We start from the raw sequence: 23,346 nt of genomic DNA, 5'->3' as shown, positions 1-23,346 counted from the left end.
CGGTGAACCGCGCCGTCGTCCCCGCCGATCTCGACGCCCTGGTCGCGGCGGTCGGCGCCGCCCTGGACGGCGAGGGCGCCCCGGTGGCGCCCGTCGAGCCGCTCTCCCGGGCCGGGCGCGCCGACGTGCCGCCGGGCGCCGCGCTCGTCCTGCGCACGTCGGGCTCGACGGGCGAGCCGCGCGAGGTCGTGCTGTCCGCGGCCGCGCTGCGGGCCTCGGGCGCCGCGACGCACGACCGGCTGGGCGGCCCGGGTCACTGGCTCCTCGCGCTCCCCCCGACGCACGTGGCGGGCGTGCAGGTCGTCGCCCGCGCGCACGCGGCCGGGCGGGGACTCACGGTCGCGCCGCCGGACGAGCCCTTCACCCCCGCCGGCTTCGCGGCGCTCGTCGGCCGCACGCCGCCCGCCGAGCGGCGGTACGCGTCGCTCGTCCCCACGCAGCTCCACCGCCTCCTCGCCGCGGCGGACGCGGGCGCCGACGGCGGCACGGCGGGCCTCGACGCGCTCTGCGCCCTCGACGCGGTCCTGCTGGGCGGTGCCGCGACGCCTCCCGCCCTGCTGCGCCGCGCGCGGGCGGCGGGCGCGCGCGTCGTCACGACCTACGGCATGACGGAGACGAGCGGCGGGTGCGTGTACGACGGCGTCCCGCTCGCGGGGGTGCGCGTGCGGCTCGGCGCGCCGCAGGAGGGGACGGACGCCCCGGGAGGGACCGCGGGCGTCGTCGAGCTCGCCGGGCCCGTCCTCGCGGACGGCTACCTCGGTGACCCCGACGCGACCGGGCACGCGTTCCGGACCGACGACGACGGCACGCGCTGGTTCCGCACCAGCGACCTCGGCCGGCTCGACGGGCCGCCGGACGGCCGGACGCTCACCGTGCTCGGCCGGGCGGACGACGTCGTCGTCTCGGGCGGCGTCAACGTCGCTCCGGCCGCGGTCGAGGCCCTCGTCGGCGAGGTCGACGGCGTGGGCGAGGCGTGCGTCGTCGGCGTGCCGCACCCGGAGTGGGGGCAGGAGGTCGTCGCGGTCGTCACGACCTCCCGGACGACGCCCCTCGGCCCCGGGCACGTCGCCGGGGACGCGGTCGCGGACGCCCCGGCCGCGCTCGTCGCCGCCGTCCGGGACCACGTCGCGGATAGGCTGGAGCGCGCGGCCGCACCGCGTCGCGTGCTCGTCGTCGCGGAGCTCCCGCGCCGCGGGCCCGGCAAGGTGGACCGCGCCGCGGTGGCGCGGCTCGCCGTCGGGCACCTCCAGGTCTCCCCCGGCTGAGCCGCACGAGGTCCCACCCCCCTGCACGACCCGCACGACCGAGACGGAGCACCATGGCCAGCACCACCGAGTGGGTCGCGGGCGCGCGCCCGCGCACCCTCCCCGCCGCCGCCACGCCCGTCATCGTCGGGTCCGGCGCCGCGGCCCAGGTGGACGGCTTCGCCTTCTGGCCCGCGCTGCTGGCCCTCGGCGTCGCGCTCGCGCTCCAGGTGGGCGTGAACTACGCCAACGACTACTCCGACGGCGTCCGGGGCACCGACCTCGACCGCGTCGGCCCGATGCGCCTCACCGCGACCGGCGCCGCACGGCCGGGCCAGGTGCGCGCCGCGGCGTTCGGCGCGTTCGGCGTCGCGGCCGTGCTCGGGCTCGTGCTCTGTGCGGTCACCGGCCACTGGTGGCTGGTCGCCGTGGGCGCGCTCGCGATCCTCGCGGGCTGGTACTACACGGGCGGGCGCAACCCCTACGGCTACCGCGGGCTCGGCGAGGTCGGGGTGTTCGTCTTCTTCGGGCTCGTGGCCACGCTCGGCACCACGTACACGCAGGCGGGCGTCGTGACGTGGCCGTCGGCCGTCGGCGCGGTCGCGGTGGGCCTGCTCGCGTGCGCGATCCTCATGGTGAACAACATCCGGGACATCCCCACCGACGTCGTCGCGGGCAAGCGGACCCTTGCGGTGCGGCTCGGCGACTTCCGCGCCCGCCGGGCCTACGTCGCGATGATCTGGGTCCCGCTGCTGCTGGCGGTCGTGTGCGCGTTCGCGGCGCCCTGGTCGCTCGCCGTCCTGCTGCTCCTGCTGCCCGCGGTGCTGCTCACGGTCCCGGTGATCGCGGGCGCACGCGGGCCGCTCCTCGTGCCGGTGCTCGCCGGGACCGGGCTGTTCGAGCTCGCGTACGGCGTGCTCCTGGGGGTCGGGCTCGCGCTCTGAGCGCCGTCCGGACCTGTGCCGGAGGGCTCAGCGGGCCGACGGCGCCCCGGGCTGCTCGGTCGGCGTCGCGTCCGCGTCGGTCGAGGCCGCGTCCTCCTGCGCGTCGAGCGCCGCGTCCTCGGCCGCGGCGTCGTCCTCGATCTCGCGCGAGAACCGCTCACCCGTCCGGGCACGGTGCTCGGCCCGCTCGGCGAGGTAGCGCGACGCCGCCTCACGGGGCTTGCGGAGCGTCAGGTAGGACAGCATGAGCGCGACGACCGCGGCGACGAGGACGAGCAGCCAGCCCCGGAGACCGGCGAACCAGAGGACGCCCAGCGCGGCGGCGAAGAGCAGCAGACGCAGGACGGAGTAGATCACGACAGGCACGAGTCCAGGGTACGGCCCGTAGGCTGGAGCCATGCTTCGCGTGCTGCTCCCCCTCATCGCCGTCGGCCTCGCGGTCTACGCGCTCGTCGACCTCGCCTCGAGCGACGAGGAGGAGCGCGGCGGCATCCCCAAGGGCCTGTGGATCGTCCTCATCATCCTGCTGCCGTTCCTCGGTCCGATCGCCTGGATCCTCGTCAAGCGCTCCGCGGGGCGCTCGGGCTCGCGGTACGCGGCCGGCCGCCCGTCGGGCGGCTCGTCGAACGGCGGCACGCGCCGGCGCCGCAACACGCCGCTCGCGCCCGACGACGACCCCGAGTTCCTCTGGCGGCTCGAGCAGCAGCAGCGCCGCCAGGCCCGCGACGTGGCGCCCTCGCCCGCAGCGGACGACGCTCCTCCCGCCGGCCGGGACACGCCCGAGGACGGACGGACCGAGGACGACGGCGACGCCCCGCGCCCCGGGGCGAGCAACGGGTCCGACGACGGCGACGACGCCGCCCGCTGACCCCTCCGCTCACGCTCGGCGTAGGCTCGGGTCAGTCGCTCGGGTTGAGGCCCGAGTACGAGTGCTTGCCGTTGAACAGCAGGTTCACGCCGGTGAAGTTGAAGAGCACGCACGCGTAGCCGACGATCACGAAGTACGCCGCCCGGCGCCCGGACCAGCCGCGGGTCGTGCGTGCGTGCAGGTACGCCGCGTACACGATCCAGACGACGAAGCTCCAGACCTCCTTGGGGTCCCAGCCCCAGTACCGGCCCCAGGCGTGCTCGGCCCAGATCGCGCCGCCGATGATGGTGAACGTCCACAGCACGAACGCCACCGCGTTGAGGCGGAAGCTCAGCGCCTCGAGCTGCAGCGGGCCGGGCGTCGAGTCGAGCCAGCGCCAGCCCCGGGCGCCGAGGAACGCGTTCCCGGCGTCGCGCGAGTCGCGCAGCAGCTGGAGCACCGACGTGACGAACGCGACGGTGAAGATGCCCGTCGCGATGATCGCGACGCCGACGTGGATCACCAGCCAGTAGGACTGGAGCGCGGGCTGCACGCCGGTCGCGGCGACGAAGAACGCGTTCTGCGCGAGCACGAGGAAGAGCACCGCGAGGCCGGTGACGAACGACCCGAGGAAGCGCACGTCCCGCTTGACCGACACGGCCAGGAACACCGCGAGCGCGACGAACGCGCCGACGAGCGTGAACTCGTACATGTTGGCCCACGGCGTGCGACCGGCGGCGATCCCGCGCGTGACGATCGCGACGAGCAGCAGCGCCGTCCCGAGCCACGTCAGCGAGATCCCGATGTTCGCCGCCTTGCGCGACGGCGCGGGAGCCGCGACCGCGTCGGCCGACGCGTCGTCGGCGGTGCCGGACGCGTCCGGGCCGTACGGCGAGGCGGACGACGCGCCCGCGCCCGCGAGCACCTCGGCACGGTCGGCGTCCTGCACCCGGGCGTCGGCCCGCTCGCCGGCGCGCACGGTCGTCTGCTCGGCGTCCACGCGTCCGGCGAGGCGCGCGAGGTCGATCGCGAACGCCACGAGCGCCACGGTCAGCGCGGTCGCCGCGGCCCAGACGAGGTCCTGGCTCAGCTCGGCTACGGTCATCGGTCAGCCTTTCGTGCGCGGTCGCGCGGTCGGGTCCTGTGCGGGACGCGCGGTGGAGCGGGTGCGGTCGGCCGGTGCGCGTCCCGGCGACGAGGTGAGGTCACCCTCACCCGATGGTGCCACGCCCGGGAGCGCGGCGAGAAGCGAGTCCACCTCGCCCTGGAGCCCCGCGTCGTCCCCGCGAGCGAGGCCTGCGACGGCGACGACGGTGCGCCTGCGCGGGGCGTCGTCGCCCGCGCCGGGAACCTCCTCGCGCCAGGCGCGCACCCACACGCGGCGGCGCGGGGTGAACAGCGAGACGGCGAGGCCCGCGAGCGCGCCGAGCGAGAACACGAGCACCCACGTGAGCGACGGGTCGTGCCGCAGGTCGAGGGCGACGTAGCGCGGCAGCGAGTCGAACGTGATCGTGCCGAGGCCGTCGGGCAGGTCGACCGTCTCGCCCGGGGCGACGAGCAGCTTCACGCGCTCGCCGTCCTCGTCGACCGACGGCGTGAGGTCGTCCGTGTCGAGGCGGTAGACGTTCTGCGGCAGGCCCTCGTCGAGGCCGAGGTCGCCCCGGTAGACCTCGAGCACGAGCAGCGGGTTGATCGGCTGCGGGTACACCGACTCGGCGGTCTTGCCGTCCTCGCTGAGCTGGGCCGTCGGCAGGAAGTACCCGACGAGCCCGACCTGGTCGAGGCCGGACGACACGTCGGGCACCTTGATGACGCCGCGCGAGGTGTACATCGTGTCCTCGGGCAGGAACGGCACGCGGCCGGAGAACGCGACCTCGCCGTCGGCGTCGTGCACCGTGACCTCGGGCGCGAACCCGTTGCCCTGGAGGTAGATCTTGGCGCCGCCCGCGGTGAGCGGGTGGTTGACCTTGATGGTCTCCTCGTGGGACTCGCCGTCGGGGTCGCGCACGGTGACCGTCGCGGTGAAGTCGCGCGACTGCGCGAACGCGACGGAGTCCTGGGCGAACTCCGACTCGAACGCGTCGAGGGTCATCGAGAACGGGACGAGCGACGACGGCCGGAACCACGCGCCGTTCTCGAACGTGTCGTAGTCGACGACCGCGTTCGCGAACCCGCGTCCCTCGGTGACGATCGCCTGGCCGCGGTAGTGCAGGAGCTGGCCGGTCGCGACGGCGACCAGGAGGCCGACGAGCGAGAGGTGGAAGAGCAGGTTGCCCGTCTCGCGGACGTAGCCGCGCTCCGCGGACACCGTGCGCGCCGCGGGACGCGCGGCGGCGCGACCCCGCGCCGGGGCGGCCTCCTCGGCACCCGTGTCGACGCGGAACGTGGGCAGCAGGCGCAGCGGGCCACGCAGGTGGGTGCTCGCGGCCGCGACGACGTCGTCCGGCGACGCGTCGGTGACGGCGCGCGCCTGCGCGGGGAAGCGGTCGAAGCGCCGCGGCGTGCGCGGGGGGCGTGTGCGCAGCGCCTGCCAGTGCGCCCTGGTGCGCGGCAGGATGCAGCCGACGAGCGAGACGAACAGCAGGATGTAGATGGCCGAGAACCACACCGACGCGTAGACGTCGAAGAACCCGAGCCGGTCGAGCCACTCCCCCGTCGTCGGGTTCTCCTGGAGGTACCGCAGGACGGCCGCCGGGTCCTGGGGGCGCTGCGGCAGGACGGAGCCCGGCACCGCCGCGACCGCGAGCAGCATGAGGAGCATGAGCGCGACGCGCATGCTCGTGAGCTGGCGCCACGTCCAGCGCAGCGTGCCGCGCCACCCGAGCCTCGGGAGCGCCGGGCCGCCGTCGCCTCCCGCGCCGCCCCCGCCACCCGACGGCGTCCGGTCACCCGGGCCGTCGCCCGCGGAGAACGCGTCGTCGATGCCCTCGGGGCGGTAGCCCGTCGGCGTCGTCGGACGCTCGTCTGATCGCTCGGCCTGGCCGGTGGTCCGCTCGGTCATCTCACACCACCGTCACGTAGCCGTCGATCCAGCCCTGCATGGTCGACGTCCACGTCGTCCACAGGCCCGTGACCAGCGCGAGGCCGATGAGCACGAGCAGCCCGCCGCCGATCCGCATGATCGCGAGGCGGTGCCGCCGCAGGAAGCCGAGCATGCGCTGCGAGCTCTGGAGCCCGAGCGCGATGAGCAGGAACGGCACGCCGAGCCCGAGGCAGTAGGCGACCCCGAGGATCGCACCGCGCCCCGCGGAGGCCTCGTTCAGCGACAGCGACTGCACGGCGACGAGCGTCGGACCGAGGCACGGCGTCCAGCCGAGCCCGAACACGATGCCGAGCAGCGGTGCTCCCCACAGCCCGGCCTGGGGGCTCAGGTGCAGGCGCCGCTCGCGCTGGAGGAACGGGACCGCGCCCATGAAGGCGAGCCCCATGAGGATGACGACCACGCCGAGGACGCGCGTGATGACGTCCTCCCAGCGGACCAGGTGCACACCGATCGCGCCGGCCGCGACCATGAGCGCGACGAAGACCAGGGTGAACCCGGCGACGAAGAGCCCGACGCCAGCGAGCACGCGCCCGCGGCTCGGCGCGGCGACCCGGGTGGCCGTCGCCGTGCCCCCGGACGCGCCGCGCCCGCTCCCGGCGTTCGCCGCGGCCATGCCGGAGACGTAGCCGACGTACCCGGGCACGAGCGGCAGCACGCACGGCGACGCGAAGGAGACCAGCCCCGCCAGGATCGCCACCGGGACCGCGAGGAGCATGGAACCGCTCCAGACCGTCGCGGCGAACGTGTCGCCGACGCTCGTCGCGGCGGCGGCGGGGAGCGCGGCGGCCGGGACGGTGGCGGCGAGGGAGGCGAGGGTGACCACGGTCAGCCGGCCGCCTCGTCCTCGGCGAGCACGTCGTCGACGAGCGCGTTCAGGGTCGAGCCCTCGGCGAGCCCGATGACGCGCGCCGCGACGCGGCCGTCGCGGTCGAGCACGACCGTCGACGGCACGGCCTGGAGCGGGACGGTGCCGGAGAGCGCCGCGACGACCTCCCCGCTGCGGTCGTCGATCGACGGGTACGGCACCTCGAACCGGCGCTGGAACGCCTGCGCGGCGCCCGCCTCGTCGGTCGTGTTGATGCCGAGCACCTGCACGCCGTCGTCGGCGCGGTCGTTCGCCAGGGCCACGAGGTCGGGCGCCTCCGCCCGGCACGGCGCGCACGCCGCGTACCAGGTGTTGAGCACGACGACGTCGCCCAGCCAGGCGCTCGTGTCGACCGGCTCGCCCTCGTAGTCGGTGCCGGTGAGGGCGACGACGTCGCCCCGCTCGCCCGCGTCCCAGGTGCGGACCGAGCCGTCGCCGGAGACGTAGCCCTGCCCGACGACGTCGGTCGTCGCCCCGGACTCCTGGGCGCAGGCCGCGAGGCCGAGCGTCGCGGCGAGCACGACGCCCGCCGTGAGCGCGCGGCGGAGGGGCGGGAGGGCGCGCGCGGCACGCGCGCGCGAGCTGGCGGTCACAGCGGCATCACGGGAGGCACCCTGCCCGGGGATCCTGGACGCCACCTGGGAGACGTGACCTCCGCCACTCCCGAACGGGACGGTTCGGGCGTCCGGACGGCGCCGACGGGGCGGGACATGACCGACGTCACGCCCCCGCGACGGTCGCGGCGCCCGGGAGGAGGTCGGCGACCGGCTCGGAGTAGTGCAGGCCGACGAGGCGGTCGTCCTCGAAGTGCAGCGACGTGAGCGACGCGAGCGAGCACTGCCGCTTGCGCGGGTCGTGCCACAGGCGGCGGTTCTCGAAGCTCAGGCGCGTGAGCCACACGGGGAGCTGGTGGCTCACGAGGAGGGCCTCGTGGCCCGCGGCCTTGTCCCGGGCGTCGGCGACCGCGGCGCGCATGCGCGCGACCTGCTCGGTGTACGGCTCGCCCCACGACGGACGGAACGGGTTCCACAGGAAGCGCCAGTGCTGCGGGTGGCGCAGCGACCCGTCCCCGACGCCGAAGGTCATGCCCTCGAAGTGGTTCGCGGCCTCGATGAGCCGGTCGTCGGTGCCGAGCTCGAGCCCGAACGCCTCGGCGGCGGGCGTGGCCGTCTCCTGGGCGCGCTGGAGCGGCGACGCGACGACGACGGCGAGGTCCGCGCGCGGGCGCGACGCGCCGTCGGGCCCGGGCTCGCCCGCGAGGTGCGCGGCGACGCGGCGGGCCATCTCGTGGCCCCGCTCGGAGAGGTGGTAGCCGGGGATGCGGCCGTACAGGACGCCGTCGGGGTTGTGGACCTCGCCGTGGCGCAGGAGGTGGACGATGGTGGAGACCATGCGCACCAGTGTCCCGCACTCCCGGCCCTGACCGGCACCTGCGGGGCGGCGGCTCCCGGAGCGACCCGGGTCAGGAGTCGCGGTCGGCCTTGCACGCCTCGGCGACGGCCGCCATCGCCTCGCCGAGCGCCCGGAACTGCTCCGGCGTGAGCACGTCGACCATGAACCGGCGGACGGCGGCCACGTGCGCGGGCGCCGACGCCACGAGGACGCGGTAGCCCTCGGTCGTCATCTCGCAGTTGACCCCGCGGCGGTCGCCCGTGCTCGCCGAGCGCCGGACCAGGCCGCGCGCCTCCATGCGCGCCACGGTGTGGGTCACGCGGCTGCGGGACCGGGCGAGCCCGTCGGCGAGGGCGGACATCCGCAGCGTGTGGTCCGGGCTCTCCGAGAGCCGCACCAGCAGCTCGTACTCGTTGAGCGACACGTCCGACCGCTCCTCGTGGTCGCGCCCCAGCGACTCGATGAAGCGCACGGTCCCGTCGAGGTAGGCGCGCCACAGGCGCTGCTGCTCGGCGTCGAGCCAGCGCGGCTCCTCGCTCGCGCCCGCGGTGGTCCCGCGGGCGGTCGTCGTCAGCTGGTGGTCGACGTCGTTACTGGTCATGGGTCCTCGGGCGCTGGCGGACGGGGGCGGGTTCAGGGGTGGAACCTCGCCGAACATTGTTCCACCTCACCGGGAATAGACGGATCACCCCCTGCGGTTGATACGCTCGTACGAAGTTGAACCTTCAACCAAGTTCGGTCCCCCGGGACCCTCGACCCCTTCAGGAGCACCCATGGCCACGCCGCTGCCCGCCGGGCTCAACGCTGGTACCTACGCCCTCGACTCGTCCCACTCGCAGGCGGCCTTCACGGTCCGCCACGCCGGCATCTCCAAGGTGCGCGGCACGCTCGCCATCACGGCCGGCACCATCACCGTGGGCGACGACCTCGAGTCGACCTCCGTGACCGCCGAGCTCGACGCCGCGTCCGTGAGCACGGGCGACGCGAACCGCGACAACCACCTGCGCAGCGCGGACTTCTGGGACGCCGAGAACAAGCCGACGTGGACCTTCGCGTCGACCAGCATCTCCGGCGACGGCGACGACTTCGTCGTGGCGGGCGACCTGACCATCAACGGCGTCACCAAGCCGGTCGAGCTCGAGACCGAGTTCGCGGGCACCGCGACCGACCCGTTCGGCAACGCGCGCGCCGGGTTCGAGGCGACCACGGAGATCTCCCGCAAGGAGTTCGGCCTGACCTGGAACGCGGCGCTCGAGACCGGCGGCGTGCTCGTGGGCGACAAGATCAAGATCGCCCTCGACGTCTCGGCCATCAAGCAGGCCTGACGACCGACTCCCGGGACCCCCTTCCCGGGGCCCCCTTCCTCGGGACCCTTCCCGGAGCACTGCACCCACCGGCAGGGGTGCCGCCCCGAGGGGCCGCGTGCGCGAGCACGCGGCCCCTCGTCGTTCAGCGGTCCTGGGCCTCGGCGAGCGCGCGAGCCTGGGAGTGGAACGCGAGGATCTGCAGCTCGCTGCCGACGTCCACGCCGCGCACGTCGACGTCCGCGGGCACCTGGAGCGCGCGCGGCGCGAAGTTGAGGATCTCCCGCACGCCCGCCGCGACGACCCGGTCCGCGACGGACTGCGCGTGCGCCGCCGGCGTCGCGAGGACCACGATCGACACCTTCTCCCGCGCCACGACCTCCTCCAGCGCGTCGACGTGCTCGACGACGAGGCCCGCGGCCCGCGTGCCCACGACCTCCGGCGACGCGTCGAGGAGCGCCGCGACGTGGAAGCCCCGCTGCTCGTACCCCGAGTAGTTCGCGAGCGCGTGCCCCAGGTTGCCGATCCCGACGATCGCGATGCGGTGCTCGTCCACGAGCCCCAGCGCCTCGGTGATGTACTGCGCGAGCGAGTCGACGTCGTAGCCCACGCCGCGCGTGCCGAACGAGCCCAGGAACGACAGGTCCTTGCGGAGCTGCGCCGGACCGACGCCGGAGAGCTCGGCGAGCTCGACCGACGACGTCGTCGCGACGCCCCGCGCCACCAGGTCGCGCAGCGCCCGCAGGTAGGACGGGAGCCGCGCCACCGTCGCGCTCGGGATACCCGGCGCCGTCACCTCACCGACTACCTGCTCAGCCACCCGTCACCCCGTCGTCCTGGGACCGTCCTCGTCGACGGTCGCGCTCCACCGGGAGGAATCATCCCAGGTCCGCGCGCGCCGTCGAAATCCGACCCACCGCGCGCGCGAGCCGGCGGGCGTCCACCCGCCAGAACCCCTGCTGGACGCCGCCGACCGTCACGACCGGCACGTACTCGCCGTACTGCTCGCGCAGCGCCGGGTCCGCGCCCGGCGCGTCCACGTCCACCTCCGCCCACGCGACCCCCGCCTCGGCGCACACCGCCTCGACGACGGCCCGCGCGTCGTCGCACAGGTGGCACCCGGCGCGGCCGTAGAGGAGGACGGGAGGGGTCGGCGCGTCGGAGGTGCTCACGCCTCCCAGGGTACGAGGACGCGGCCCCGGGCCGGGCGGGAGACCCCCTAGAGTGGGGACATGGCGACGTCTTCCGGTCCGGGCCCCGTCCCGACCCCCGGGTCGACCGCCCCCGAGGACGCGCCCGACGCCGGCCGCACGCCATCGGCCCCCGCGCACCGCACCGCCGCGTTCTTCGACGTGGACAACACGATCATCCGCGGCGCGTCGTCGTTCCACCTCGCCCGCGCCCTGTACCAGCGGCAGTTCTTCTCGACGCTCGACATCGTGCGCTTCGCCGTGCACCAGGCGCGCTACCTCCTGTTCGGCGAGAACAAGCAGCAGATCGACCGCATCCGGTCGCGCGCGCTCGCCCTCATCGCGGGTCGCTCCGTCGCGGAGGTCACCGCGATCGGCGAGGAGGTCTACGACACCGTCCTCTCGCTGCGCATCTACCCCGGCACGCGTCGCCTGCTCGACGAGCACCTCGCCGCGGGCCACCAGGTGTGGCTCGTCTCCGCGACCCCGGTCGAGATCGGCGAGCTCATCGCCCGCCGCCTCGGCACGACCGGCGCCCTCGGCACCGTCGCGGAGCACGAGGAGGGCTTCTACACCGGCCGCCTCGTGGGCGACATGATGCACGGCCGCGCCAAGGCCGCCGGGGTGCGCGCCCTCGCCGAGCGCGAGGACATCGACCTCGACGCGTCCTACGCCTACGGCGACTCGCTCAACGACGTCACGATGATGGAGACGGTCGGCCACCCCTGCCCCATCAACCCCGACGCGCGGCTGCGCAGGCACGCGCAGGACGTCGGCTGGCCCATCCGCGAGTTCCGCGGCCGACGCCGCCGCGTCGCCCGCAGCAGCGTCCGCACCGCGAGCTGGGCCGGGGCCGCCTGGGCCGCCGCGCTCGTCCTGCGCTCCGTCCGCCGCGCCGTCGACCGCCGCATCGCCCGCCTCTGACCACCCGCTCCCCCCGAGCCGGCACCCTCGCCCCGCCAGGGTGGACCCTCGTCACGCGAGGTAGAGCCCTGGTCCGCAGAGGTAGAGCCCTGGTCACGCGAGGTAGAGCCCTGGTCGCGTGACCGTCGGAGACGCGTCGAGCCCGGTCCCTCGGGAGGGGCCGGGCTCGACGACGGGTCGGCGCGTCAGGACGCGCGCGACGTCACTTCTTGTTGCGACGCTGGTGACGCGTCTTGCGAAGCAGCTTGCGGTGCTTCTTCTTGGCCATGCGCTTGCGGCGCTTCTTGATGACGGAGCCCATACGGTCCTCGCAATGCTCGAGCGGCGTGTCGGTCGGCGACCGGTCGACCGGCCGCGTGTGGTCCACGGTTGATCGGGGCGCCCCGGCGACCACGAGGGCGCCGCGAGCCGACCAACACGAGAGAAATCCGCCCCCTAGACTACCTGCTCGCGCTCGTGCCCCGGTACGCCGCGCGCCGCGCGGGCTCGCACGACGCCACCGCCACCGGGGCGGGGCGACCGCGTCAGTCGAAGTGCGGGTCGAGGCCGAGCAGCGGGAAGACGGCGCGGCGCGTGGCCGCGACGGCGCGATCGACGTCGTCGTCCGGGTCGTAGCCGCTGCTCCAGCGCCGCACGTCGACGGGCGGACCGAAGGCGAGCGGAGCGTCGAACCCGGCGACCTCGGCGACACGGGCGCGCCACTCCTCGGGGAGCGGCTCGCCCGCCGTCACCGGCCGGTGCACGACCTCCCCCACGACCGCCGTCCACACGAGCGGCACGACGCGCGCGATCGCGTACCCGCCGCCGCCGAGCGCGAGCCAGCGGCCGCCGGTGAGCTCGTGCGCGAGGTCGTGCACCTGGGCGAGCGCCGTCCGCTGGGCGTCCACGGAGACGTCGAGGTCGGAGAGCGGGTCCTCGCCGTGCGCGTCGCACCCGTGCTGGGTGACGAGGACCTCGGGCCGGAACGCCCGCAGCACCGGCGGCACGACGGCGTCGACCGCCCGCAGCCAGCGCGCGCCGTCCGTGCGGCGCGGGAGCCCGACGTTGACCGCCGTGCCCTCGGCGCCCGCGCCCCCGACGTCGGTCGGGTGCCCCGTGCCGGGGAAGAGCGTCGTCCCGCTCTGGTGGACGGACACGGTGAGGACGCGCGGGTCGTCCCAGAACGCCTCCTCCACGCCGTCGCCGTGGTGGGCGTCGAGGTCGACGTACGCGACGCGCGCGACGCCGTCGTCCAGGAGGCGTCGGATCGCGACGGCCGCGTCGTTGTAGACGCAGAAGCCCGACGCCGCGCCGGCCTTCGCGTGGTGCATGCCTCCCGCGACGTTCACCGCGTGCCCGACGCGCCCCGCGGCGATCTCCCCCGCCGCCTCGTAGGAGCCCGCGACGATCCGGGCCGCGGCCTCGTGCATCCCCGGGAAGACCGGGTCGTCCTCGGTGCCGAGACCACGGGCCGGGTCGGGGGTCCCGTGCTCCGACGCCGCGCGCACGGCCGCGACGTACGCCGGCTCGTGCACGAGGCCGAGCACGTCGTCGCTCGCGGGCTCCGGTCCGACGACGCGGGGCGCACCTGGAGCCGCCCCGTCGCCGTCGAGCAGGCCCAGCGCGCGCACCAGGCCCATCGTCAGGTCGAGCCGGGCCGGGGACATGGGGTGCCCGGGACCGAAGTCGTACCCGAGGAGCTCGGGGCTCCACACGACGCAGGATCCGGGCGCCGCGGCGCTCGCACCGGCGGGGGCGGGCGACGACGTGGGGTCGGTCGTGGGCATGGCTCACGGTAACGCCCGGCGACGCGCACCCGCCCCGACGGACCGGTCACCGGACCCCGGTGCGGCGCGCGGGGGCCGGAGGCGGCATGATGTCCCGGCGCCGGAACGGCGACATGACGGGTCACCAGGCCCGTGGCAGAGTGACGCGAGTGGTGAGGGAGGCTCCATGCCGACGAGCATGACCGGGCGCCTGTTCAAGGGGCGGGAGATCGTCGACCGCCTCGCCCGGCAGTCGCCCGCACGCCTCGCCGTCACCGTGTTCGCCGCCGTCATCGCGGTCTTCACCGCGCTCCTCATGGCCCCCTGGGCGACCGCGAGCGGCCGCGCGGCCCCGTTCGTCGACGCCCTGTTCACCGCGACGTCCGCGGTGTGCGTCACGGGTCTGGTCGTCGTCCCGACGGGCACGTACTGGTCGACGTACGGGCAGGTCGTCATCCTGCTCGGCATCAAGATCGGTGGCCTCGGCGTCATGACGCTGGCGTCGATCCTCGGCATGGCGGTGTCGCGGCGCATCGGCCTCACGCAGAAGCTGCTCACCGCGTCCGAGACGAAGACGACGCGGCTCGGCGAGGTCGGGTCGCTCGTGCGGGTCGTCATCATCACCTCGACGTCGCTCGAGCTCCTCATCGCGCTGCTCCTGCTGCCCCGCTTCATCGTCCTCGAGGAGACGTTCGGCGAGGCTGCGTGGCACGGCATCTTCTACGGCATCTCCGCGTTCAACAACGCGGGGTTCATCCCGACCGAGCACGGGCTCGCGCCGTACGTCGGCGACTGGATGCTGTGCCTGCCGATCATCCTCGGCGTGTTCATCGGCTCGCTCGGGTTCCCCGTGATCCTCAACGTCATGCGCAACCGCAAGCGCGTGACGAAGTGGAGCCTGCACACCAAGCTCACGCTCACCACGAGCGCGGCGCTCGTCGTCGTCGGCACCGTCCTCTTCGCCGCGTTCGAGTGGACGAACCAGCGCACGCTCGGCCCGCTCGCGTTCGGGGAGAAGCTCCTCGCGTCGCTGTTCGCCGGCGTCATGCCCCGCTCCGGCGGCTTCTCGACCGTCGACACCGGCGGCATGCACGAGGCCAGCTGGCTCATCACCGACGCCCTCATGTTCGTGGGTGGCGGCTCCGCGTCGACCGCCGGCGGCATCAAGGTCACGACGCTCGCCGTCATGCTCATCGCCATCGTCTCCGAGGCGCGGGGGGACCGGGACATGGAGGCGTTCGGGCGACGCATCCCGCGCGACACGCTCCGCCTCGCAGTCGCCGTGTCGTTCGTCGGCGCGACCGCCGTCCTCGTGTCGAGCCTGCTCCTGCTCGAGATCACCGGCGAGACGCTCGACGTCATCCTGTTCGAGACCATCTCCGCGTTCGCGACGGTTGGCCTCAGCACCGGCATCACGCCCGACCTGCCCGACGCAGGCAAGTACGTGCTCGTCGCGCTCATGTTCGTCGGGCGCACCGGGACCATGACGTTCGCCGCGGCGCTCGCGCTGCGCGACCGTCGTCGCATCGTGCGCTACCCCGAGGAGCGCCCCATCATCGGGTGAGCGACACCGCCCGGCGCACCGTGCGCCGTCGGGCACCGCCCCCACCCTCCCGACCACGAAAGGCCCCACCGTGACCGACCCCTTCTCCCACGGCGCCGACCCGAGCACCACCGGGGGTGCGGCGACCGGGAAGGACGCCCTCCCCGCCGACCCGGTCGCGCGCCGCATCGTCGAGCGGGGCCGCGCCGAGCGCTCCCGCCGCGACGAGGCGAAGGCGCCGCGCAAGGACGCCGGCGTGCTCGTCATCGGTCTCGGACGCTTCGGGACGGCCATCGCGGCGACGCTCGACCGCCTCGGCCAGGACGTGCTCGCCGTCGAGCGCGACCCCGAGCTCGTCGCCCAGTGGAGCGGTCAGCTCCCCCTCGTCGAGGCCGACGCGTCCAACCCCGTCGCGCTCGAACAGCTCGGCGCGCGCGACTTCCCCGTGGCCGTCGTCGGCGTCGGGACGTCGCTCGAGGCGAGCGTGCTCATCACGGGCAACCTCGTCGACATGGGCACGCCCCAGATCTGGGCCAAGGCCATCTCCGCCGAGCACGGGCGCATCCTCCAGCGCATCGGCGCGCACCACGTCGTCTTCCCCGAGGCCGACGCCGGCTCGCGCGTCGCGCACCTGGTCTCCGGCAAGCTGCTCGACTACATCGAGGTCGAGGACGGGTTCACGATCGTCAAGATGCGCCCGCCCAAGGAGGTCCAGGGCTTCACGCTCACGCAGTCGAAGGTCCGCGAGCGCTACGGCGTCACCGTCATCGGCGTGAAGTCCCCCGGCGAGGACTTCCTCTACGCGACCCCCGAGACCCGTATCAGCGCCAACGACCTCCTCATCGTCTCGGGCCACGCCGACCTCCTGGAGCGCTTCGCCGCCCGCCCCTGAGCCCCCGCGGCGCCGGGTCGGGTCGGGCTGCGGCCCGCGCGGTCGCGTCCGCGCCAGGTCAGGGCTGCGGGCGGTGCAGGAGGAACACCCCGCGGTGGAGGGGGCGGTCGAGGCGCTGGTCGTCGGTCGCGACGTACTCGTCGAGGACGGCGAGGATGCGCCGGTCGAGCTCGGCGACGTCGTCGTCGGAGAGGTGGAGGCCGAAGGTCGCGGCCGTCGAGACGGCGTCGGGGCCTGCGGCGAGGGCGTCGTCGAGCGCGGCGGCGAAGGGTCCGAACCGGACGTCGGGCGCCGTCCCGCGCAGGGGGTCGTCGAGCCACCAGGTAGCACCGGTCGCGCGGTAGGGGCGTTCGAGCGCTCCCCCGGCACCGGTGCGCACGTCGGCGGGCTCGAGCAGTCCGGCGCGGACGAGGAGCCGGACGTGGTGGAGGGCCGTGCCGGGGGCGACGCCGAGGTGGTCGGCGAGCTCCTTGTTGGTCATCTCGCGCGTGCCGCACTGCCGGACGATGCGCTGGCGCAGGGGGTGGGCGAGGGCCTTCGCCTCGAGCGCCGTGGGCGGACGCCGTCCGGGCACGCCGGGCGGCGTCGCACCCGCGGTCGCTGCTGGCTCCTGCGGCGTGGGCTCGGCGCTCATGGCACCCATCGTACGTCGATCGAATCGAGATCCACCGATCGATTGGGATTTCTCGATCACTGTGCCATGCTGGCGCCATGGCCCTCGCACCCCGCCGACGACGGACGGTCGACACGCCCCTGGGCGGGCCGTTCCGGCGCCTCTGGACCGCGTCGACGGTCTCCAACCTCGCCGACGGCGTGCTCAAGGTCGCGCTGCCGCTCGTCGCGGTCCGCTACACCGACTCGCCCGCGCTGGTCGCCGGGCTGACGTTCGCCCTCACGCTGCCGTGGCTGCTCTTCGCGCTCCCGGCCGGCGCGCTCGCGGACCGCCTCGACCGGCGCCACGCGATGATCGGCGCCAACGTGGCGCGCGCGCTGCTCGTGGTCGCGCTCGCCGCCGTCGCGCTCGTGCCCGACGCCGGGAGCATCGCCGTGCTCTACGTCGTGGCGTTCGGCGTGGGCGTCACCGAGACGCTCTACGACACCGCCGCGCAGTCGATCCTGCCGCAGGTCGTCCCGCGCACCGCGCTCCCCCGGGCGAACGGACGTCTCTACGCGGCGGAGCTCACCGCGAACCAGTTCGTCGGCCCGCCGCTCGGCGGGCTGCTCGTCGCCGCAGGGGCGGCGGTGGCGTTCGGCCTCCCGGGCGCGCTGTGGGCGCTCGCCGTCGGGCTGCTCGTCGGCCTGCCCGGCTCGTACCGCCCCGAGCGCACGACCCGCACGACGCTGCGGGCCGACATCGCCGAGGGCCTGCGCTTCCTGTGGCACGACCGGATCCTGCGCACGCTCGCCCTGATGGTCGGCGGCATCAACTTCGCGAGCAACGCCGCGTTCGCGATCTTCGTGCTCTACGCCGTCGGCCCCGACTCGCCCCTGGGGCTGTCCGAGCCCGCGTACGGGGTCCTGCTCACGACGACCGCCGTCGGCGCGTTCGCCGGGTCGTTCGTCGCGGAGCGCGTCGTCGCGCTCCTCGGCCGGGCACGCTCGCTGGCGCTGACCGTGCTCAGCACGGTCGCGCTGGTGGGAGTCCCCGCGGTGACGACGGACGCGTGGGTCATCGGCGCCGTCTACGCCGTGGGCGGGGCGGGGATCGCCGTGTGGAACGTCGTCACCGTCTCGCTCCGGCAGCGGATCACGCCCGACGCGCTGCTCGGTCGCCTCAACTCCTGCTACCGGCTCGTCGCGTGGGGGACGATGCCGCTCGGCGCGGCGGCCGGCGGTCTGCTCGGCGAGCTCTTCGGCCTGCGGAGCGTGTTCGTCGTCATGGCGGCGGTGTCGGCGGCGACGCTGCTGGGCATGCTCGTCGTCGACGACCGCGCGATGGACGCCGCGGAACGCGCCGCCGACGAGCGCGACGACCTCGGACGCCGGGACGACGAGCAGGCGGCGGACGTGGCCACCGAGGAGTGAGCCTCGCCGCGGTCAGGCGGCGGACCGGCCCCGGTACGCCCGACGGCGCAGCGCGGCACCGGCCGCGACGGCCAGCCCCGCGAGCACGGCGACCCCGACGAGTCCCGTGCCGGTCGTGGCGAGGCCGCCCGGGCGCGGGGAGGCGGACGTCCCGCCACCGGTCGTGCCGCCCGTGCCGGTGGAGGGCGTGCCGCCGGGCTCGTGGGGCTCGCCCGACGCCGCCAGGACGACGAACGGCTCGGACAGGACGTCGGCGCCCACACCGGGCGCGGTGAGGCGGACGTGGTGCTCGCCCGGCGCCGTCCCGGCGGGGATCGTCGTCACGAGCTCGAACGCGCCGTCGGCGTCGGTCGTGACCGTGCCGAGCAGCACGGGCTCGCTCTCGAGCCAGACCTCGTACGTGGTGTGCGGCGCGAGACCGGTCCCGCGGACCACGAGCTCGCCGCCGACGACGAACGGGCCGTCGCCCACGACGACGACGCGCGGCCCCGCGGGGACCTCGCGCTCGGTGATCTCGACGCTCACGCGCACGCCGTCGGCAGGGTCGGGGACGGCGGCGGTGAGCGCGGCGGCCGAGGCGGCGCCGGCGGGGACGACGAGGGAGCCGGCGATCACGAGGGCGGCGAGCAGCCTGCGGGTGGTCGTCACGCGATGAACCTCTTCGTCCGGCCCGGGGTGGGCGCCGCTGGGTCCCCCCGAACCCGGCTGGACGATCGTCCAGCCGCGATCATCTTGCCATCTTGGACGCATGAACTGAACATCCGTCCAGGTTGTTCACCCGCTCGCCGCCGGCCGGACGCCCTCGGCAGCACGAAGCTCGGCCCCCGCCGCTCCGAGGAGCGACGGGGGCCGAGCCGGACCCGGGCGGTGCCGGCACACCGCCCGGGGGTCTGTGGTCACCCACCGTGGCGAGGTAGAGGCGTGGTCACGACCACGCCTCTACCTCGCGGTACCGGGGCTCTCCCTCGCGGGACCAGGGCTCTCCCTCGGCGATGTGGGGCGACGGGTCAGCCGCAGTCGAGCGCGTCGAACGGCGCGTCGACCGTGGCGGTCACCTCCTCGGGGCCGTCGGAGCCGTCGACCGTGGCGGTCCCCGTGACGGTCGCGGTGCCGGCCGGGGCCGACGTCGCGCGCGTCGCGAACGACTGGTAGGCGTTCTTGCCCGGCGCCACGTCCGCGAACGCCTTCTCGCCGTACGGCGTCGAGAGCGACACCGACACCGGGACGTCCTCGCCGTTCGTGACGCGCACGGCGACGTACGCCTTGCCCGCGAGGCACCGGGGCGCCACCTCGACCGCGAGGTCCAGCCCCGGCTCGCTGCCCAGCGCGGGCAGCACGACCTGCTGGCGCGTCTCCTCGTTGCCCGCCGCGTCTGTCGCGGCGAACTCGATCACCTGCGGCTCGTCGGTGAGCGCGCGCGTGAACGGCTCGGTGTACGTGCCCCAGAACGTGCCGGGACCCTCCCACTGCACCTTGTCCACGCCCGAGCCCGTGTCGGTCGCCGCGAGCGTGATCTCGACGCTGCTGCCGACCTCGCGCAGCGTCGCGACCGTCACCGGCGCGACCGTGTCGACGCGGAGCTCGCGCGAGCCCGTGCCGACGTTGCCCGCCGCGTCGGTCGCGCGCACGTCCACGGTGCGCACGCCGTCCTCGTCGACCGCGAACGGGCCGTCGTAGGGGGCCCACACGCCGCCGTCGACCGAGACCTCGACCGCCGGGGCCGGGTCGCGGTTGTCGGACGCCACGACCGTGACGGTCGGGTGCTGGACGTACCAGCCCGACGTCGCCGCGCCCGGCTGGGCCGTGACGGTCACCGTGGGCGGCGTCGTGTCCTCGCCGGTGTCCGGCGCGACGACGAACACGACGGCCTCGGCCCGCACGTCCGTCCCCTCGACGTCCCCGCCGACGAAGAACAGCCCGTCGGGCTCGGCGTAGTCGGCCGGGTCCACGGCGTCCCACGTCACCGGGATGCGGCTGTCCTTGGACGCGTCCTCGTACTCGGCCGTGACGGTCGCGGGGAGCGCCGGGGCGGTGCCCGCGAGCGTCACGACGCTCACGTTGTCCACCGCGGTGACGTCCCCCGGCGCGCCGTCGCGCACGTGCACCGTGCCGCTCACCGGCTCGACGAGCTCGGCCGACGTCCCGGTGACCTCGAACGCCCCCGCGGCGGCGACGTCGTCGGCCGTCACGTCCTCCCAGTCCACGGGGACCGTCTCGACACGGCCGTCGGTGAAGATCGCGTCGATCTCGGCTGGCAGGTCGGGCAGGACGCCGAGGTCGGTCGGGATGTGGACCGGCGAGTAGTCGATCGGCCCGTTCGGGTCGACCGGCTCCGGCTCCTCGACGCCGCCCGTGCCCCAGACCTCCCACTCCGACACCCCGACGCCCGAGTACGTCGTCGCCGTGGCGCCCCGCAGCGCGTCGAACGTCGCGCGCAGGCGCGTCGTCGTCACCGCGTCGAAGGTCGTCTCGTTGGTCGTGAGTCGCTCGGTCGGGTAGCCGCTCGGGTTCGGGACGTCGACGAACGCGCCGGCGTCCGCGTCCCAGTACTGGAGCTTCCACGACGCCGGGACCCGCACGTTGTCGCCGTTCGCGTCCGTGCCGTCGGACCAGAACCGGACGACGGACCGGTCCACGGTGACCGGTGCGGGCCACGAGTACTCGAGCCACTGCGTCGCGGGCCGGTCCCCGCTCCACGTCGCCCAGGTCGCGTCGTGCGCTCCCCCGGTGCTCACGCCCGCGCCGTCGTTCACGGCCGCGACCTTGTTCCACGACGCCGTGTAGCTCGCCTCGGGCGTGCCGAGCAGCGCCACGTTCGACGGCGCCTCGTCGGCCGCCGCCAGGACCTCGTCCCCGGTGCCCGAGGTCGTGGCCCACGCCCCGACGCCCGCGCCCGTGAGGGCCAGGGCGAGGACGGTCGCGGTGGCGACCACGCGCCGTCGGGCCCGCGGTGCCCCCGGCTGCTCCCCGAGCGGGATGAGCACGGTCGAGCCCGCGCCCCGCGATGAGTTGGTGCGCGCGCTCATGCCAGCCTCGCCTTCCCTGCCGTGACCAGGACCTTCTGACCGTCGCGGCGGCTCAGGAGGCCGTCCGCGGTGAACTGCTCGACCGTGCGCTGGACCTTCTGGAGGAAGGCGGCGCGGTCGGCGAACCCGCCGTCGCCCCACACGACGTCGAGGAACGTCGTCCCGTTGGGCCGCGCGGCGTTGGCGACGCCGCTGTCGAGCCCCGCGAAGACGACGCGCGGCTCGGAGCGCTCGACGTACATGTGGTACTGCGTGTCGTCGCCCGACCACGCCGGCTCGAACGCGAGGTCCCCGAGGCGGAAGTACCCGTTCCCGACGTCCGTGAACGCGCCCTCGAGCGTGCCGTCCAGACCCATGTGGGCGTAGAGCGACAGCTTGAGGTACTCGCGCGACGCGCTGCGCGCGAGCAGGACCGTCGGCCCGTTCTCGATGCTCTGGATCGCGGGGTTGTCGATCGTCGGCACGGCGCGGATGCTCAGCGGCATCGACACCTCGACGACGTCGCCGGGCGACCACGAGCGCGACACGCTCACGTACGTCCCCGGCACGGCGTCGAGCTCCTGCTCCACGCCGTTGACCGTCACCGTGAAGCCCTTGCGCACCCAGCCGGGCACGCGCAGGCGCAGGTCGAGCTGCCCGGAGCCGTTCACCGTGAGGCGGGTCGCGCCGACCTTCGGGTACTGCGTCTCCTGGACGACCTCGAAGCCCTTCTCCTCCCACGTCAGGGTGGACGCGAGGTAGAGGTTGACGTACAGCACCTCGCCGTCGACGGACCGGAAGTAGACCGAGTCGCGGTACTTCACGTGGTTCTCGAGCCCCGTACCGCCGCAGCACGTGCCCGTGTTGCCGTACTCGCGGCGCGTGCCCGGGTTGACGCCGTACATGTACGTGACGTCGGGGCTCGTCGTGGACTGCGTGTTCTTCTTCGAGCCGACGATGTGGTTGAGCAGCCCGCGCTCGTAGAACTCCATGTACTTCGGGTCGAGCGAGTGGAAGTACAGCAGCCGCGAGAGCTTGAGCATGTTGTACGTGCCGCACGTCTCCGCGTTGCGCGCGCCGATGTCGCCCGCGACCGTGTTCGGCGGACCGAACAGCTCGCCCTCGCCGTGACCGCCGTGCGCGTACGTGCGCCCGGGCACGACCATGCCCCAGAAGCCCTCGACGGCCCGGAGGTATCGCTCCTCGCCCGTGAGGTCGTAGACCTTGAGGTACCCCGGGAACTGCGGGATGTGCTGGTTCGCGTGCTTGCCGTTGAGCGTGTCCGTGCCCGCGGCGCTCGCGTCCACGAGCGTGTTGAGGTCGAACAGCCTCGCCGTCGCGACGTACGTGTCGTCGCCCGTGATCGACGCGATGTCGGCCAGCACCTCGTTCATGCCGCCGTACTCGCCCGCGATGTAGATGCCCCACATCCGGTCGAGCTGCGCCTGCGGCAGCACCGACAGGCGGCTGTGCACCCACGCCGCCATCGAGGACGCGAGCTCGAGCGCCTGGTCGTTGCCCGCGAGGCGGTAGGCCTCGAGCAGACCGGCCATGATCTTGTGGCACGTGTAGTACGGCGCCCAGATCTCGCCGTACGGCGCGTACTTCTCGAGCTGGCTGAACTGCCACTCGCCGTAGGCGGCGAGGAACCCGGGGTGGCTGAACCGCCCCATGGCCGCGAGCGCCGTCTGGACCTCGCCGAGCCCTTCGACGATCTGGTCCACCTTGTCGCGGAACACCGTCTCGCCCGTGCTCGCGTACGCGAGGGACACCATGGACAGGAAGTGCCCGCCGTAGTGCCCGCGCAGGAGGTTGGCGGTCTGGGTGTTCGCGCGGCCCGGGTAGTCGTCCGGGCCCCACGGCTGCTCGTTGGCGTGGCCGAAGCCCTCCCAGCCGCCGGGCGCGGACGCGCCCAACGTGTCGAGCCCGGCGTTGCGCCGGAACACCGCGAGGACGCGATCCACGGGGTACTCGCGCGCGAGGTGCAGGATCTGGTCCTGCGAGCGCGTCGCGACGCTCGGGGCGAGCGTCACGTCGGACATCGGGAACGGCTCGGCGGCCCAGCCGTCGAGGGTCACCGAGCGGTCGAGGGACCGCAGGAAGGCCCGGCTGACGGGCGGTCCGCTCGGGACCGTCAGTGCCGGGACCGGCGGCGCGGCGAGCGCGCTGCCGCCGCCCGCGAGCGCGACGGCGCCGGTCGCCCCGGCGGCCAGCGCCCCGAGCCGCAGGACGGCCCGCCGCGAATAGCTGGAGTCGTGCACGTGCATGAGCTGTCGCTCCTTCTCACTCGTCGTCGAGTGGTGGAAGCGTCGTCGGCGGCAAGGAGGGAAGCCCCGCGTCCGACGCTCGTGCTGGTTCCGCCCGGCCGCCGCGTCGCCGAGGG

The 23,346-nt window shown here is 74.5% G+C and carries 23 protein-coding genes; 8 read left to right on the top strand and 15 right to left on the bottom strand.

The window, feature by feature from the left end; genetic code table 11:
* The first annotated feature begins 2 nt into the window (after positions 1-2).
* Both ACZ402_RS02720 and ACZ402_RS02715 read left to right on the top strand, forming a co-directional pair.
* Positions 3-1,265 carry an AMP-binding protein gene (locus ACZ402_RS02720; RefSeq protein WP_375822339.1) on the top strand — a complete coding sequence of 421 codons (1,263 nt, stop codon included), beginning with the start codon at positions 3-5 and terminating at the stop codon, positions 1,263-1,265.
* Between the two features lie 53 nt (positions 1,266-1,318).
* On the top strand, positions 1,319-2,188 hold the full coding sequence (locus tag ACZ402_RS02715; RefSeq protein WP_375822340.1) for a 1,4-dihydroxy-2-naphthoate polyprenyltransferase: 870 nt from the start codon (positions 1,319-1,321) through the stop codon (positions 2,186-2,188).
* Positions 2,189-2,215: 27 nt separating this feature from the next.
* On the opposite strand, the gene ACZ402_RS02710 is transcribed toward ACZ402_RS02715, so the two are convergent.
* A complete protein-coding gene (locus tag ACZ402_RS02710) occupies positions 2,216-2,554 on the bottom strand; it encodes a DUF4229 domain-containing protein (RefSeq protein ID WP_375822341.1) in 339 nt (112 codons plus the stop codon).
* Positions 2,555-2,585: 31 nt separating this feature from the next.
* On the opposite strand from ACZ402_RS02710, the gene ACZ402_RS02705 reads away from it, so the two are divergent.
* Entirely contained in the window at positions 2,586-3,056 is a 471-nt protein-coding gene (locus ACZ402_RS02705; RefSeq protein ID WP_375822342.1) for a PLD nuclease N-terminal domain-containing protein, read from the top strand.
* A 31-nt stretch (positions 3,057-3,087) separates the two neighbouring features.
* Here ACZ402_RS02705 and ccsB read toward each other — a convergent pair whose 3' ends face one another.
* From ccsB to ACZ402_RS02675, 6 genes are all read right to left on the bottom strand, one after another.
* Positions 3,088-4,140: a c-type cytochrome biogenesis protein CcsB gene (ccsB, locus tag ACZ402_RS02700; RefSeq protein WP_375822343.1), complete on the bottom strand. Its 1,053-nt coding sequence runs from the start codon at positions 4,138-4,140 to the stop codon at positions 3,088-3,090.
* 3 nt (positions 4,141-4,143) lie between these two features.
* On the bottom strand, positions 4,144-6,036 hold the full coding sequence (gene resB, locus ACZ402_RS02695; RefSeq protein WP_375822344.1) for a cytochrome c biogenesis protein ResB: 1,893 nt from the start codon (positions 6,034-6,036) through the stop codon (positions 4,144-4,146).
* Between the two features lies 1 nt (position 6,037).
* Positions 6,038-6,793 carry a cytochrome c biogenesis CcdA family protein gene (locus tag ACZ402_RS02690; protein WP_375822746.1) on the bottom strand — a complete coding sequence of 252 codons (756 nt, stop codon included), beginning with the start codon at positions 6,791-6,793 and terminating at the stop codon, positions 6,038-6,040.
* A 110-nt stretch (positions 6,794-6,903) separates the two neighbouring features.
* Positions 6,904-7,536: a TlpA family protein disulfide reductase gene (locus ACZ402_RS02685; RefSeq protein WP_375822345.1), complete on the bottom strand. Its 633-nt coding sequence runs from the start codon at positions 7,534-7,536 to the stop codon at positions 6,904-6,906.
* Positions 7,537-7,663: 127 nt separating this feature from the next.
* Complete coding sequence (locus ACZ402_RS02680; protein ID WP_253055050.1) at positions 7,664-8,335, bottom strand: histidine phosphatase family protein; 672 nt, start codon at positions 8,333-8,335, stop codon at positions 7,664-7,666.
* A 70-nt stretch (positions 8,336-8,405) separates the two neighbouring features.
* A complete protein-coding gene (locus tag ACZ402_RS02675; RefSeq protein WP_375822346.1) occupies positions 8,406-8,936 on the bottom strand; it encodes a MarR family winged helix-turn-helix transcriptional regulator in 531 nt (176 codons plus the stop codon).
* A 172-nt stretch (positions 8,937-9,108) separates the two neighbouring features.
* Here ACZ402_RS02675 and ACZ402_RS02670 point away from each other — a divergent pair, with 172 nt between their 5' ends.
* A complete protein-coding gene (locus ACZ402_RS02670) occupies positions 9,109-9,660 on the top strand; it encodes a YceI family protein (RefSeq protein ID WP_253055048.1) in 552 nt (183 codons plus the stop codon).
* A 124-nt stretch (positions 9,661-9,784) separates the two neighbouring features.
* On the opposite strand, the gene ACZ402_RS02665 is transcribed toward ACZ402_RS02670, so the two are convergent.
* Positions 9,785-10,459: a redox-sensing transcriptional repressor Rex gene (locus tag ACZ402_RS02665; RefSeq protein WP_253055047.1), complete on the bottom strand. Its 675-nt coding sequence runs from the start codon at positions 10,457-10,459 to the stop codon at positions 9,785-9,787.
* A gap of 58 nt (positions 10,460-10,517) precedes the next feature.
* Complete coding sequence (locus ACZ402_RS02660) at positions 10,518-10,811, bottom strand: glutaredoxin family protein (RefSeq protein WP_375822347.1); 294 nt, start codon at positions 10,809-10,811, stop codon at positions 10,518-10,520.
* A 60-nt stretch (positions 10,812-10,871) separates the two neighbouring features.
* On the opposite strand from ACZ402_RS02660, the gene ACZ402_RS02655 reads away from it, so the two are divergent.
* Entirely contained in the window at positions 10,872-11,753 is an 882-nt protein-coding gene (locus tag ACZ402_RS02655) for an HAD family hydrolase (RefSeq protein WP_375822348.1), read from the top strand.
* A gap of 202 nt (positions 11,754-11,955) precedes the next feature.
* Here the strand turns inward: ACZ402_RS02655 and ACZ402_RS02650 are convergent, their stop codons facing one another.
* Both ACZ402_RS02650 and ACZ402_RS02645 read right to left on the bottom strand, forming a co-directional pair.
* Positions 11,956-12,054 carry a 30S ribosomal protein bS22 gene (locus ACZ402_RS02650; RefSeq protein ID WP_003792170.1) on the bottom strand — a complete coding sequence of 33 codons (99 nt, stop codon included), beginning with the start codon at positions 12,052-12,054 and terminating at the stop codon, positions 11,956-11,958.
* A 223-nt stretch (positions 12,055-12,277) separates the two neighbouring features.
* Positions 12,278-13,519, bottom strand: coding sequence for an acetoin utilization protein AcuC (locus ACZ402_RS02645; RefSeq protein ID WP_375822349.1), 1,242 nt, complete (start codon positions 13,517-13,519; stop codon positions 12,278-12,280).
* A 166-nt stretch (positions 13,520-13,685) separates the two neighbouring features.
* On the opposite strand from ACZ402_RS02645, the gene ACZ402_RS02640 reads away from it, so the two are divergent.
* Positions 13,686-15,062, top strand: coding sequence for a TrkH family potassium uptake protein (locus tag ACZ402_RS02640; protein WP_375822350.1), 1,377 nt, complete (start codon positions 13,686-13,688; stop codon positions 15,060-15,062).
* A 166-nt stretch (positions 15,063-15,228) separates the two neighbouring features.
* Positions 15,229-15,933: a potassium channel family protein gene (locus tag ACZ402_RS02635; RefSeq protein WP_087472801.1), complete on the top strand. Its 705-nt coding sequence runs from the start codon at positions 15,229-15,231 to the stop codon at positions 15,931-15,933.
* Between the two features lie 58 nt (positions 15,934-15,991).
* Here ACZ402_RS02635 and ACZ402_RS02630 read toward each other — a convergent pair whose 3' ends face one another.
* Positions 15,992-16,567: an ArsR/SmtB family transcription factor gene (locus ACZ402_RS02630; protein WP_375822351.1), complete on the bottom strand. Its 576-nt coding sequence runs from the start codon at positions 16,565-16,567 to the stop codon at positions 15,992-15,994.
* Between the two features lie 77 nt (positions 16,568-16,644).
* Between ACZ402_RS02630 and ACZ402_RS02625 the strand changes: the two genes are divergently transcribed.
* Positions 16,645-17,958 carry an MFS transporter gene (locus ACZ402_RS02625; protein WP_375822352.1) on the top strand — a complete coding sequence of 438 codons (1,314 nt, stop codon included), beginning with the start codon at positions 16,645-16,647 and terminating at the stop codon, positions 17,956-17,958.
* Between the two features lie 12 nt (positions 17,959-17,970).
* Here the strand turns inward: ACZ402_RS02625 and ACZ402_RS02620 are convergent, their stop codons facing one another.
* From ACZ402_RS02620 to ACZ402_RS02610, 3 genes are all read right to left on the bottom strand, one after another.
* On the bottom strand, positions 17,971-18,606 hold the full coding sequence (locus ACZ402_RS02620; protein WP_375822353.1) for a hypothetical protein: 636 nt from the start codon (positions 18,604-18,606) through the stop codon (positions 17,971-17,973).
* A gap of 359 nt (positions 18,607-18,965) precedes the next feature.
* Positions 18,966-20,984, bottom strand: a complete 2,019-nt coding sequence (locus tag ACZ402_RS02615; protein WP_375822354.1) for an Ig-like domain-containing protein — start codon at positions 20,982-20,984, stop codon at positions 18,966-18,968.
* Positions 20,981-23,230 carry a glycoside hydrolase family 127 protein gene (locus ACZ402_RS02610; RefSeq protein WP_375822355.1) on the bottom strand — a complete coding sequence of 750 codons (2,250 nt, stop codon included), beginning with the start codon at positions 23,228-23,230 and terminating at the stop codon, positions 20,981-20,983. The genes ACZ402_RS02615 and ACZ402_RS02610 overlap by 4 nt, the downstream gene beginning before the upstream one ends.
* Positions 23,231-23,346: the final 116 nt, after the last annotated feature.

This window comes from Cellulosimicrobium sp. NPDC030954, assembly GCF_055571305.1.
Note: the sequence above shows the minus strand (reverse complement) of the source record. Positions and strands in the feature narration are given on the sequence as shown.